General features: G+C 68.4%; 9 protein-coding genes. 5 read left to right on the top strand and 4 right to left on the bottom strand.

What is annotated here, in order from left to right; all coding sequences use genetic code 11:
- Positions 1 to 33: 33 nt before the first annotated feature.
- Both ACWEKR_RS31265 and icmF read right to left on the bottom strand, forming a co-directional pair.
- Positions 34 to 1,104 (bottom strand): amidohydrolase family protein, encoded by a 1,071-nt coding sequence (locus ACWEKR_RS31265; RefSeq protein WP_452357524.1) that lies wholly within the window; start codon positions 1,102 to 1,104, stop codon positions 34 to 36.
- Positions 1,105 to 1,290: 186 nt separating this feature from the next.
- Positions 1,291 to 4,509 carry a fused isobutyryl-CoA mutase/GTPase IcmF gene (gene icmF, locus ACWEKR_RS31260; protein WP_452357523.1) on the bottom strand — a complete coding sequence of 1,073 codons (3,219 nt, stop codon included), beginning with the start codon at positions 4,507 to 4,509 and terminating at the stop codon, positions 1,291 to 1,293.
- A gap of 286 nt (positions 4,510 to 4,795) precedes the next feature.
- On the opposite strand from icmF, the gene ACWEKR_RS31255 reads away from it, so the two are divergent.
- From ACWEKR_RS31255 to mmsB, 5 genes are all read left to right on the top strand, one after another.
- A complete protein-coding gene (locus tag ACWEKR_RS31255; RefSeq protein WP_452357522.1) occupies positions 4,796 to 5,779 on the top strand; it encodes a DUF2157 domain-containing protein in 984 nt (327 codons plus the stop codon).
- Between the two features lie 382 nt (positions 5,780 to 6,161).
- A complete protein-coding gene (locus tag ACWEKR_RS31250) occupies positions 6,162 to 7,661 on the top strand; it encodes a CoA-acylating methylmalonate-semialdehyde dehydrogenase (RefSeq protein ID WP_452357521.1) in 1,500 nt (499 codons plus the stop codon).
- Positions 7,662 to 7,666: 5 nt separating this feature from the next.
- A complete protein-coding gene (locus ACWEKR_RS31245; RefSeq protein WP_159839264.1) occupies positions 7,667 to 8,806 on the top strand; it encodes an acyl-CoA dehydrogenase family protein in 1,140 nt (379 codons plus the stop codon).
- Between the two features lie 295 nt (positions 8,807 to 9,101).
- On the top strand, positions 9,102 to 10,160 hold the full coding sequence (locus ACWEKR_RS31240; protein WP_452357520.1) for an enoyl-CoA hydratase/isomerase family protein: 1,059 nt from the start codon (positions 9,102 to 9,104) through the stop codon (positions 10,158 to 10,160).
- Complete coding sequence (mmsB, locus tag ACWEKR_RS31235; protein ID WP_452357519.1) at positions 10,160 to 11,059, top strand: 3-hydroxyisobutyrate dehydrogenase; 900 nt, start codon at positions 10,160 to 10,162, stop codon at positions 11,057 to 11,059. Before ACWEKR_RS31240 ends, mmsB begins: the two co-directional genes overlap by 1 nt.
- Here the strand turns inward: mmsB and ACWEKR_RS31230 are convergent.
- Both ACWEKR_RS31230 and ACWEKR_RS31225 read right to left on the bottom strand, forming a co-directional pair.
- Positions 11,048 to 12,358, bottom strand: coding sequence for a tyrosine-type recombinase/integrase (locus tag ACWEKR_RS31230; RefSeq protein ID WP_452357518.1), 1,311 nt, complete (start codon positions 12,356 to 12,358; stop codon positions 11,048 to 11,050). The two genes, mmsB and ACWEKR_RS31230, sit on opposite strands and share 12 nt — an antisense overlap.
- Positions 12,358 to 12,552, bottom strand: coding sequence for a helix-turn-helix transcriptional regulator (locus tag ACWEKR_RS31225; protein WP_452357517.1), 195 nt, complete (start codon positions 12,550 to 12,552; stop codon positions 12,358 to 12,360). The genes ACWEKR_RS31230 and ACWEKR_RS31225 overlap by 1 nt, the downstream gene beginning before the upstream one ends.
- Positions 12,553 to 12,695 lie beyond the last annotated feature (143 nt).

Below are 12,695 nucleotides of genomic sequence, written 5' to 3'. Positions count from 1 at the left end.
GGCGAATGCTAGCCGCGGGCACCGACAACCGGCTCAGTCGGCGATCCGGTAAACGCGCTGCGCGGTGGTCCGGAAGACCTGCTCGAGTTCGGCCGGTCCGCCGCCGTGGCCGGTGACGGCGGTCGCGATCGCCTCGATGCTGTTCGCGATGCTGGTGACCGGCTTGTCCACCGGGAAGTTGGAACCCCAGATGAGACGGTCCGCGCCGAAGACGTCCACGGCGTGTTCGACCAGCGGGCCGATCCGGTCGAGCAGCTGCGGCACCGGCGTCGGTGTGCCCCGCGGCGGGATCGGATGGCCGAGGATCGGCATCATCAGCCCGCTCACCTTCGCGACCACGTTGGGGCGCGCGGCCAGTGCGGCGAGATCGTCGCGCCACCGCACCAGCAGTTGCCTGCGTAGTCCCGGATTGCCGCCGGTGTGTTTGCCCACCGCGCCGAAGATCCCCGCGGGCGTGCCGAGGTGGTTCAGCACGATCGGCACCTCGGGATACCGTTCGGCCAGTGCGGTGACGTCGGGGATGGCGTGCGAGTACACCCACGCCTCGAACGACAGGCCGCGCTCGGCCAGGTGCGCGAAGCCGTCCAGGAAGTCCTTGGTGGCGAGTTTGCCGGGAGCGTCGGTGAACGATCGCACGCCGGGATCGGGATGGTGCGCGACCATGGTCCGAATACCGCGCAGCAGCGGTGAGGCGGCCGCGTGTGCGTCGAGCAGCTCCGCGAATCCGGGGTCCGCCGGGTCGCCGCCCGCGAGGATCGCGCCGAGCCGTGGCGCCGCCTCCAGCGGCAGCCCGGCCACCCAGGCGGTCTCCCCGGCTTTACCCAGGGGTCCCGGCTGCGACCATTCGACCTCGATGTGCGCGATCACCTCGATCGGCGCGTTCCCGGCATCGGCGCGGTAGTCGAACGGCAGGTAGGGCCGCAAGTAGGCGACCGGATCGCCGACGAACTCGCGGTCCGGCCGCGGGGCCAGCCGCTTCGCCGCGTCCACCGGAACCGGCAGCAGCCGCAACAGTTTCGCCAGCGTGCTGAAATCCCGCGGTGTGGTGAACGGGTCCCACTGGTGGATGTGTGCGTCGATGATCCGAATACCCGAGAGGTCCATGCCTGTCATCCCAACCGCGCCGAAGGTTTGCTCGGCGATTGTCACATGTCCGCGCGCGGCGGGCGGGGAACCCGCGGCGACCTTCTCGCTCGGCGATCCGTGCCGCGGACCCGGCTCGCGAGCGCGGCCGGGCCGCGCCGGGACGCCGCCCGAGCCTGCTGCGGAAGGTGGGCACGCGCACTCGGCTCACACGTTGCGGCGGTACTGCCCGCCGACGGTGAAGAACGTGTCGGTGATCTGCTGCAACGTGCACACCCGTGCCGCCTCCATGAGCACCTCGAAGATGTTGTCGTCGGTGCGGGCGACCGCTTCGAGCCGGGCGAGCGCGGCATGGGCGGCGTCCCGGTTGCGCTGCTGGAATTCGCGCACCCGCCGCAGCTGGGACTGCTTCTCCGCTTCGGTGCCGCGCGCTAGCTCCAGCTCCCGGTGCGGCTCGTCGTGGGAGTTGCGGAAGGTGTTCACGCCGATGATCGGCAGTGATCCGTCGTGCTTGCGCTGTTCGTAGCGCATCGATTCGTCCTGGATCTTGCCGCGCTGGTAGCCGGTCTCCATCGCGCCGAGCACGCCGCCGCGTTCGCTGATCCGCTCGAACTCGGCCAGCACCGCCTCCTCGACCAGATCGGTGAGTTCGTCGACCAGAAAGCTGCCTTGCAAGGGGTTCTCGTTCATCGCGACCCCCCACTCCCGGTTGATGATGAGCTGGATGGCAAGCGCGCGGCGCACCGATTCCTCGGTCGGGGTGGTGACCGCCTCGTCGTAGGCGTTGGTGTGCAGGCTGTTGCAGTTGTCGTAGATCGCGATCAGCGCCTGCAGCGTGGTGCGGATGTCGTTGAAGTTCATCTCCTGCGCGTGCAGCGACCGCCCGGAGGTCTGGATGTGGTACTTCAGCTTCTGCGACCGCTCGTCGGCGCCGTAGCGATCGCGCATGGCGACCGCCCAGATGCGGCGGGCCACCCGGCCGATCACCGAATACTCCGGATCCATCCCGTTGGAGAAGAAGAACGACAGGTTCGGTGCGAAGTCGTCGATGTGCATACCCCGCGCGAGATAGGCCTCCACGTAGGTGAATCCGTTCGCCAGGGTGAAGGCCAGTTGGCTGATCGGGTTCGCACCCGCCTCGGCGATGTGATAGCCGGAGATCGACACCGAGTAGAAATTGCGCACGCCGTTGCGCACGAACCATTCCTGGATGTCGGCCATCATGCGCAGGCTGAATTCGGTGGAGAAGATGCAGGTGTTCTGGCCCTGGTCTTCCTTGAGAATGTCGGCCTGCACCGTGCCGCGCACCGTGGCCAGCGTGCGGGCGCGCAGGTCGGCGGTCTCGGCGTCGGTCGGCGGCCGTCCCTGCTCGGCCGCGAAGCGGTCCAGCGCCTGGTCGATCGCGGTGTTCAGGAAGTAGGCCAGGATGGTCGGCGCGGGGCCGTTGATCGTCATCGACACCGACGTGCTCGGCGCGGTCAGATCGAATCCGTCGTACAGCACCTTCATGTCGTCGAGCGAGGCGATCGATACCCCCGAGGTTCCGACTTTGCCGTAGATGTCGGGCCGCTCGGCGGGGTCGTGGCCGTAGAGCGTCACCGAATCGAACGCCGTGGACAGTCTTTTCGCGTCGGAATGCTCGCTGAGCACTTTGAATCGTCGATTGGTGCGGAACGGGTCGCCCTCGCCGGCGAACATGCGCGCCGGGTCCTCGTTGTCCCGTTTGAACGGGAACACCCCGGCGGTGAACGGGAACCGTCCGGGCAGGTGCTCGGCGCGCAGAAAGCGCAGGAGCTCACCGTGATCGGTGAAGCGGGGCAGGGCGACGCGCGGAATGGAATTGCCGGACAGCGTCTCCCGGCGCAGCAGGGTGTGCATCTCCCGGTCGCGCACCCGGACCACTTGTTCTTCCCCGCGGTAGGACTCGGCGAGCGCGGGCCACTCGGCCAGCAGCGCGGCGTTCGCGGGCGTCAGGTCGGCGCGGGCGCGTTCGGCGAGCTGGGCGACCGCGGTGTCGTCGGGCAGCTCGGCCGCGACTTGCTCGAGGCGTTGCAGCCGTTGCGCGGCGGCGACCTGGGCGGCGGTTTCAGCGTGATAGCCGCGCACGGTCTCGGCGATCTCGGCGAGGTAGCGCACCCGTGCGGGCGGGATGAGCTGGGCGAAACGCGTGGACGTGCGGGTGTCCACTCGGGGCAGCGCGCCGGGCTCCAGCCGCAGGCCGTGTCCGGCCAGCAACCCGGTCAGGTGCTGGTAGAGCGCTGTCACCCCGTCGTCGTTGAAGGTGGCCGCGCTGGTGCCGAAGACCGGCATGTCCTCCGGCGCGGCGTGGAACTCCTCGCGGTTGCGGATCAGCTGCCTGGCCACGTCGCGCAGCGCGTCCGCGGCCCCGCGGCGCTCGAACTTGTTGATGGCCACCACGTCCGCGTAGTCCAGCATGTCGATCTTCTCCAGCTGGGAGGCGGCGCCGAACTCGGGCGTCATCACATACATCGACACGTCGACGTGGTCGGTCACCGCGGCGTCGCCCTGCCCGATGCCGGGCGTTTCCAAGACGACCAGGTCGTATCCCGCTGCCTTGCAGGCGGCCACGATGAGATCGATGTTGTCCGGCACCTCGTGTCCACCGCGGGTGGCCAGCGACCGGAAGAAGACGTGCTCGCCGTCGAGTGCGTTCATCCGGATGCGATCGCCGAGCAGCGCGCCGCCCCCGCGCCGCCGGGTCGGATCGACGGCGAGGATCGCGATGCGCACCTTGTCCTGCTGGTCCGACCGCAACCTGCGCACCAATTCGTCGGTGAGCGAGGATTTTCCGGAACCACCGGTGCCGGTGATGCCGAGCACCGGCACGGTTCGCGCCGCCGCGGCCTCGGCCAGCTTCCGCCGGTCGGCCTCCGGCAGCGCGTCCGCCTGCAGGCAGGTGATGACGCGCGCCAAGGCGGCGCGCTCGCCGGCGAGCACCGCGTCCGCCGCGGGCGGCTCGGCCGCGAGGTCGATGTCGCAGGCGCGGATCAGCTGGTTGATCATGCCGGGCAGGCCGAGCCGCTGGCCGTCTTCGGGGGAGAAGATGGTCACGCCGGATTCGGCCAGTCGCGCGATCTCCTCCGCCACGATCACGCCACCGCCGCCGCCGAAGATCCGTACGTGCCCGGCCCCGGCCTTGCGCAGCGCGTCGGCGAGGTATTCGAAGTACTCGACATGGCCGCCCTGATAGGAGCTGACCGCGACACCCTGGGCGTCCTCGGTGAGCACGGCGTCGACCACCTCGCTGACCGAGCGATTGTGGCCGAGATGGATCACTTCCGCGCCCTGGCTCTGCAAGATGCGGCGCATGATGTTGATCGCCGCGTCGTGCCCGTCGAACAGGGCCGCCGAGGTGACGAAGCGAACCGGGTGGGTGGGCGTGTAGAGCGCGCTGCTGTCGGCCACGGGACTCCTCCGGGGGATTCCATTGGCGCCCGATACTAGGACGTCAAACTAATCGTACGGTGACTGTCATCACATCGCCAGCGGTCGCCGCCGGGTGGTTCGTGTCGCTGCTGCGGCGCCTGTTCCGGGCCGGTGGATGACGGCTTTCGGCAGCGATCGACCTCGCATGCGCGCATCGAGTTCTGACGCGCGCCTCGGCGTGGCGAGTAGACGGCGGTTGTTCGTGCGGCTTCCGAACTCGGGCCGATTGTGTTGTCATGGCGGCCGACTCGGACATACTGAGCCCATGGTGAGCGACGACAGGGCGGAAGCCGCGATAGGACGGCTGGTCGCCGAGCGCGTGCTGACCCGTGACCAAGCCGACGCGGTGCTCGCGGCGCTCGCCGTGGAGCGAGCCGCGGCCGTGGCGCGCGGGAAGGTGCTCGCCGAGATCGCCTCGTATGTCGGCGCCGGTTTGCTGTTCGGTGGGATCGCCCTGGTCGCGGCGTCGTCCTGGGACGCGCTCGACCGGCCGGTCCGGGTGGGAGTGCTCGCCGTCGTGTCGGCCGGTCTGCTGCTCGGGGGCGTTCTGCTCGCACGGGTGCCGACCGGTCGCGCGAGCGCGAACAGTGCCCGGGCGAGGCTGGCGGCCGTGCTCTTCGCGCTCGGATCCGTCGCGCTCGCCGGGTCCGTCGGCACCGCGCTCGAGCATGCGAGCGCCGATGCCGCGTGGGTGTTCGCCTGTGCGGCGGGAGCGATGATCGCCGTACTCGGTTACCTGGCGCTGCCTACGGTGATCGGAATGCTGGTCTGCGCTTGCTTCTTGCCCGCTGCCGTGGCGGGGTCGGCGACCGAGGTGTTCGGTCTCGACGACAGTTGGGGCAGTGCGGCGGTGCTGGTGCTCGGCGGGATGTGGTTCGCGCTGACTCGGGTCGGCGCGTTGATCGACGTCCGGGTCGGCTACCTGATCGCGATCGTCACGTCCGTCGCGGCCGCGCAGACTCTCGACGTCGACGGCCGGATCTGGGCCTACGGGATCACGGCGCTCATCGCCGTGGCCTGCTTCGCGCTGTACGCGACCCAGCGGTCGGCGGTGCTCGTCGTCGGCGGCGGTGTGGCCATCGCGGTGGCGGCGGGGGAGGCGGTTTCGGACTGGACCGGCGACTCGCTCGGCGCGGCGGCGGTGGTCGTGGCGATCGGCGCGATCACGCTGGCATTGGGCGCGTTCCGTTTGGCGCGACCGCGGCGGGAGAAGGAAGCCGATCCGGCCGTTCTCGTGCCGAAGCCATAGGGGGCGGGACGAACCGATGGCTCCGCCGACCGCGCAGGCGGCCGTCGGGCGGTGGCGCCGATCGGGGACGTCAGGCTCGGTTACCTCCTGCTCGATCGGGAAATCCGAAGGTCGTGATCCCCGGGCCCCCTGGGTACGCTCCGCCGCGGGCCGCCTGGGCACGCCCCGCCGTGGACCGGCTGGGCACGCCCCGCCTGTGGACCGCCTGGGCGGGCTGTACCGCTGAGCCGCCTGGGCGGCCGAGACACATCGGAACCCTCACCTGGGAGAGCGTGGGATGAATCACATCCACCCCGCGGCATTGCTGATACTTGGACGTCCAACTATAGGATGACCGCATACCGCATCGCGGTGACCCGATCGCTACGAGAACAGGACTGGCATGGTTCGCGAACTCACCCATTTCATCGGCGGGCAGCATGTGCCGGGCTCGTCCGGCAACTTCGGCGACGTCTTCGATCCCAATCTCGGCCAGGTCCAGGCGCGGGTGCCGCTGGCGAGCAAGGCCGAGGTCGAGGCGGTCATCGCCGATGCCGAGGCGGCGCAGCCGGTGTGGGCCGCGTTCAACCCGCAGAAGCGGGCGCGCGTGCTGATGAAGTTCCTGACCCTGGTGCAGGACGAGATGGACTCTCTGGCCGCCCTGCTGTCCTCCGAGCACGGCAAGACCATCGCCGACGCCAAAGGCGACATCCAGCGCGGCCTGGAGGTCGTCGAATTCGCCACCGGCATCCCGCACCTGCTCAAGGGCGAGTACACCGAGAGCGCGGGCACCGGCATCGACGTGTACTCGATGCGCCAGCCGCTCGGTGTCGTCGCGGGCATCACTCCGTTCAACTTCCCGGCCATGATCCCGCTGTGGAAGGCCGGCCCCGCGCTGGCCACCGGTAACGCGTTCGTGCTCAAGCCCTCCGAGCGCGACCCCTCGGTGCCGCTGCGGCTGGCCGAGCTGTTCCTCGAGGCCGGTCTGCCCCCCGGTGTGTTCAACGTGGTCAACGGCGGCAAGGAGGCCGTCGACACGCTGCTGCACGATCCGCGGATCAAGGCCGTCGGCTTCGTCGGCTCCACCCCGATCGCGCAGTACATCTACGAGACCGCGACCGCGAACGGCAAGCGCGCCCAGTGCTTCGGCGGCGCGAAGAACCACGCGATCGTCATGCCGGACGCCGACCTCGACGACGTCGCCGACCAGTTGATCGGCGCGGGCTACGGGTCCGCGGGCGAACGCTGCATGGCCATCTCGGTGGCCGTCCCGGTCGGCGAGGAGACCGCCGACCGCCTGGTCGCCAAGCTGACCGAGCGGGTGCACAAGCTCAACGTCGGCAGGTCCGACGACCCGGGCGCGGATTACGGGCCGCTGGTCGGGCGCGACGGTGTGGACCGGGTGAACAACTATGTCCAGATCGGCGTCGATGAGGGCGCCGAACTGGTGGTGGACGGTCGCGGTCTGGTTGTGGAGGGCGCCGAGAACGGCTACTTCGTGGGCGCGACGCTGTTCGACAAGGTGACTCCGCAGATGCGGATCTACCGCGAGGAGATCTTCGGCCCGGTGCTCAGCGTGGTTCGCGCCAAGGACTACGAGGAGGGGCTGCGGCTGGCCGACGAGCACGAGTACGGCAACGGCGTCGCCATCTTCACCAGGGACGGCGACACCGCGCGCGACTTCGCCGCCCGCGTGCAGGTCGGCATGGTCGGCATCAACGTGCCGATCCCGGTGCCGATCGCGTACTACACCTTCGGCGGCTGGAAGCGTTCCGGCTTCGGCGACCTGAACCAGCACGGTCCGGATTCGATCCGCTTCTACACCAAGACCAAGACGGTGACGCAGCGCTGGCCCTCCGGCCTGAAGGAGAGCAACGCGTTCGTCATCCCGACGATGGACTGACGCGGATGTTCGCACTCGACGACGACGAGAAGGCGATCCGCGACACCGCGCGCGGCTTCGCCGACGAATTCCTCGCCCCGAACGCGCTGGAATGGGACGAGCAGAAGCATTTCCCGGTGGACGTGCTGCGCAAGGCGGGCCCGCTCGGCCTGGGCGGCATCTACGTGCGCGAGGACGTGGGCGGCTCCGGGCTGCGCAGGCTCGACGCCGTGCGCATCTTCGAGCAGCTGGCCACCGGCTGCCCCGCCATCGCCGCCTACATCTCCATCCACAACATGGCGACGTGGATGATCGACCGTTACGGCGACGACGAGCAGCGCCACCGCTGGTTGCCCCGGCTGACCGCGATGGAATTGCTGGCCAGCTACGCGCTCACCGAGCCGAGTGTCGGCTCCGACGCGGCGGCGTTGAGCACCAAGGCTGTTCGCGACGGGGACGACTACGTCTTCAACGGCGCCAAGCAGTTCATCTCCGGCGCGGGGGCCACCGACGTCTACGTCGTCATGGCGCGGACCGGTGACGCGGGGGCGCGCGGGATCTCGGCGTTCATCGTGCCCGCCGACACCCCTGGCGTCTCCGTCGGCGCCAACGAGAAGAAGATGGGCTGGAACGCGCAGCCGACCCGTCAGGTGATCTTCACCGATGCCCGGGTCCCGGCGGCGAACCTGCTCGGCGCGGAGGGTGACGGGTTCCGCATCGCGATGAACGGGCTCAACGGCGGCCGGCTCAACATCGCCGCGTGCTCGGTCGGCGGCGCGCAGGCGGCACTGGACAAGACGGTGCCGTACCTCGCCGAGCGGCACGCGTTCGGCAAACCGCTGTTGCGCAACCAGGCGCTGCAATTCGACCTCGCCGACATGCGCATCGAATTGGAGGCCGCCCGCACGCTGTTGTGGCGGGCCGCCGCGGCACTGGACGCCGACGCGCCGGACAAGGTGGAGCTGTGCGCGATGGCGAAACGCTTCGCCACCGACGCGGGCTTCGAGGTGGCCAACAAGGCCCTGCAACTGCATGGCGGCTACGGCTACCTGGCCGAATACGGCCTGGAGAAGATCGTCCGGGATCTGCGCGTGCACCAGATCCTCGAAGGCACCAACGAGATCATGCGGGTGGTCGTCGCCCGCGCACTGGTAGGAGCGGCATGAGCGGTCAGGCCCGGAGGAGGCAGCGCAGCGTGACCACGCAGGGCCCCGCTCGTGCCGAAATCGGATACGGCATGAGCGGTCAGGCCCGGAGGAGGCAGCGCAGCGTGACCACGCAGGGCCCCGCTCATGCCGGAAAGGACAGAGCATGAGCGGTCAGGCCCGGAGGAGGCAGCGCAGCGTGACCACGCAGGGCCCTCGCTCATGCCGGAAAGGACACAGCATGAGCGGTCAGGCCCGGAGGAGGCAGCGCAGCGTGACCACGCAGGGCCCTCGCTCATGCCGGAAAGGACACAGCATGAACGAAGTTCTGCTCGAACGGCGCGACGGCCTCGGCCTGATCACGCTGAACCGGCCCAAGGCCATCAACGCGCTGAATCACTCGATGGCTCTGGCCATCACCGAGGCGCTGCGCGAGTGGGCCGAGGACGACGCGGTGCGCACCGTCGTGGTCACCGGCGCGGGGGAGCGCGGCCTGTGCGCGGGCGGCGACATCGTCGCGATCCACGCCGACGCGAAAAGCGGTGCGAATACGGCGGATTCGGCCACCGGGCGGTTCTGGCGCGACGAGTACGTCCTCAACGCCTTGATCGGCCGCTATCCCAAGCCGTACGTGGTGATCATGGACGGCATCGTGATGGGCGGCGGCGTCGGGCTCTCCGGGCACGGCAGCCACCGCATCGTCACCGAGCGGTCCAAAATCGGCATGCCCGAAGTCGGCATCGGTTTCGTCCCCGACGTCGGCGGCACCTACCTGCTCGCCCGCACGCCGGGCGAGATCGGCACGCACGTCGCGTTGACCACCGCGCGCATGGGCGCGGGCGACGCCATCGCGGCGGGCTTCGCCGACTACTTCGTCGTGTCGGCGGACCTGCCCGCCCTGCTGGAGACGCTGCGCACGGAGAGCGCCGACATCGCGATCGCCAAGTTCGCCACGGACGCACCGGAATCCGCGCTCGCGGCCGGGCAGAGCTGGATCGACGAGTGCTACGGAGCCGAGTCCGTCGAAGAGATCGTCGCGCGGCTGCGGGCGCACGAGTCGCCCGAGGCGCAGGCGGCGGCCACCGAGATCTCGGCGAAATCGCCGGTCGCGCTGAAGGTCACGCTGCGCTCGTTGCGCGCGGCGCGCACCGCGCCGAGTCTGGAGGCGGTGCTGAACGAGGAGTACCGGGTCTCCATCGCGTCCCTTTCGTCGCACGATCTGGTCGAGGGCATCCGCGCGCAGGTGATCGACAAGGATCGCAACCCGCAATGGTCGCCCGCGACGCTCGAGGCGGTGACCGACGCGCAGGTCGACGCATACTTCGCCGAGCTGGGCGATCGAGAGCTGGGTCTGGCGACCCCGGAGGTGGCGTGATGAGCAAGCGAATCGGATTTTTCGGCCTCGGCCACATGGGCGGGCCGATGGCGGCCAACCTGGTGCGAGCGGGTTACGAGGTGCTCGCCTTCGACCCGGTGCCCGCGGCGCGGGAACAGGCGGAGCGCGACGGCGCGACGGTGGCCGGTTCGGCCGCCGAGGCGGCCGCGGCCGACACCGTGATCACCATGCTGCCCAACGGCAAACTCGTCCTCGACGTGTACGCCGAGCTGCTTCCGGTCGCCGCGCCGGGCACGCTGTTCATCGACTGCTCCACCATCGACGTGGCCGACGCCAAGGTCGCGGCCGAACGCGCCACCGCCGCCGGGCACCGTGCACTGGACGCACCGGTCTCCGGCGGGGTCGCCGGTGCGGCGGCGGGCACGCTGACCTTCATGGTCGGCGGCGCCGCAGAGGACTTCGCCGCCGCACTGCCGGTGCTCGAGGTGATGGGCGGCAAGGTGGTGCACTGCGGTGGTTCCGGCGTCGGCCAGGCGGCGAAGATCTGCAACAACATGCTGCTGGGCGTGTCGATGATCGCGCTGTCGGAGTCGCTGGTGCTGGGCGAGAAGCTGGGCCTGAGCCACCAGTCCTTCTTCGACGTGGTCTCCACGGCTTCCGGCCAGAGCTGGGCGCTGACCAGCTACTGCCCGGTCCCGGGCCCGGTGCCGACCAGTCCGGCCAACAACGACTACCAGCCCGGTTTCGCGACGGCGCTGATGTCGAAGGACCTGGGTCTGGCCGCGAACGCCTTGCGGGAGAACAATGTCGACGGGCAGCTCGGATTGCTCGCCGCCACGATCTACGACCGCTTCAACCAGACGGACGCGGGGCGGGACTTCTCCGCTATCGTCACCGATATCCGGGAACGGAGCGATAACCCCAGCTCAGAGAGCTGACGAGTTGAGTACACGGTCCAGAATCGTCACTTTGCCGTCACTTTCAGCCGGGTAGAGACCTTCGAGGGCGTCCGCATTGTCCACGGCTTTGCGGACGTACCCACTCCGGTCGATGTAGTGCCGAGTCGCCATGCTCGATCCTTCCGAGTGCCCCAGTTGCGCGCTGGCACGCTTGGAGTTGCCGGTCTTCCCGGTCACCTCCGTAGCCACGGTGTCGCGCAGATTGCCCCAACTGAGCCACTTCAGAGCCGTGTTCTTGCGGATGCGATCGAGGCAGTACCCAGGGTTGTCCGGGTCGACCACCCCGCCTTTATGCGTGAACATCAGGTCAGCCTCATCAGTCGGCGCACAGAACCGTTTCCACACCCTCAGCTCACTCGTGAGCCACGTAGGCAACGTCACGAAGTACGAATCACCCTTCTTGCGATGATCCTGCCTGAACGGCTTCTGACCGTCGAGCCGGACAACGGTGCCACACACGTGCAGCACCGCACGACCGACCGTTTCGTCATCCAGGTCGAGGCAGTCCAACCAACGGAACGCCAAGCCCTCACTCGGCCGGACACCAGTACCCAACAGCGCCAGAGTGAACGGAAGCAGGTAGGCAGAGTCCTTCGGCCGGCGCGGACTCGACACGACCAGATCGAGCAGCATCACGCGCTCATCGGAGTTCAATGCTCGCTGCTTGCCGCCGCCCGCATACGGATTCGGCACCAACCGCATCGGTGAATCATCGAACAAGCCATCCAACGTCAACGAAGCGAACACCGCCGTCAGGATGAGATGGTGCCGCGCCGCCATACTCGGCGAATGCTTGGCTACCGCTCGCAGATACCTGTTCAGGAACCGCGGCTTACCGACTTCCCCAATCGCCAAATTGCCGAGTTCCTGATCGAGCTTGATGGCCTTGTCACTGGCACGAGCACTGTCAGTCGGATAGATCGCGTTCTTGTAGTCGCGCAACGACTGCGCCTTGAGCTTGCCCGCCGTGACCCTCTGCTGCTGTTCATCCACATACCGCACGAAAACGTCGGACATCTTGTCCATGAGCGTGAATTCACGGTCATCATCCAGCGCGTAGGCGACCACACTGCCCTTACACCGGTTCTTCTGGAACTTCCGCTCCCAATCGGCCAAGCAGTCCTTCTTGGTGGTCCCGATGCCGCTGGTGCGCACATAGAGGCCACTGAACGCACGGTGACGAACCTCGGGGAGCCGCCAAAGCCCATCCGCCCCTTTGACCGGCTGGAGTTTGTGCTTCGGCGGATACGCGCCCGGTTCCAAAGCGACTTGAGGCATTACGCAGCCTTCGCCGCCTGCGCCTCTTGCCAAGCCACCACGTCAGCCAAGTCGTAGCGGCATTGCCGGCCAACCTTGATGAAGCGTGGCCCCTTCGGAGGTGTCTGAGCAGCCCAGTTCGCCAACGTCTTCACCGAAAAGCGCGTTCTCTGGCTCACCTCATCACGGGTCAGCCACGTCGGACCGTTATTCATCATTCCTCCCTCTATGCTGCTTGCCGCGTTGTCGAATTTGGGTCTGTCCCCGGTGGGTTGGCTGCGAGTCGTGCTCTGTCGTACTCGGCGCGCCAGGTGAGGCGCTGGGACACCGCCGCCATGATCAGGTGATCGCGGGGCGG

The organism is Nocardia sp. NPDC004573 (assembly GCF_053602135.1).
Note: the sequence above shows the minus strand (reverse complement) of the source record. Positions and strands in the feature narration are given on the sequence as shown.

Bases quoted from the DNA above. Each gene is read 5' to 3' on its own strand.
- ACWEKR_RS31240 (WP_452357520.1), top strand. From the start codon at position 9,102: ATGAACGAAGTTCTGCTCGAACGGCGCGACGGCCTCGGCCTGATCACG.
- ACWEKR_RS31255 (WP_452357522.1), top strand. From the start codon at position 4,796: ATGGTGAGCGACGACAGGGCGGAAGCCGCGATAGGACGGCTGGTCGCC.
- ACWEKR_RS31245 (WP_159839264.1), top strand. From the start codon at position 7,667: ATGTTCGCACTCGACGACGACGAGAAGGCGATCCGCGACACCGCGCGC.
- mmsB (WP_452357519.1), top strand. From the start codon at position 10,160: ATGAGCAAGCGAATCGGATTTTTCGGCCTCGGCCACATGGGCGGGCCG.
- ACWEKR_RS31265 (WP_452357524.1), bottom strand. From the start codon at position 1,104: ATGGACCTCTCGGGTATTCGGATCATCGACGCACACATCCACCAGTGG.
- ACWEKR_RS31250 (WP_452357521.1), top strand. From the start codon at position 6,162: ATGGTTCGCGAACTCACCCATTTCATCGGCGGGCAGCATGTGCCGGGC.
- ACWEKR_RS31225 (WP_452357517.1), bottom strand. From the start codon at position 12,552: ATGAATAACGGTCCGACGTGGCTGACCCGTGATGAGGTGAGCCAGAGA.
- ACWEKR_RS31230 (WP_452357518.1), bottom strand. From the start codon at position 12,358: ATGCCTCAAGTCGCTTTGGAACCGGGCGCGTATCCGCCGAAGCACAAA.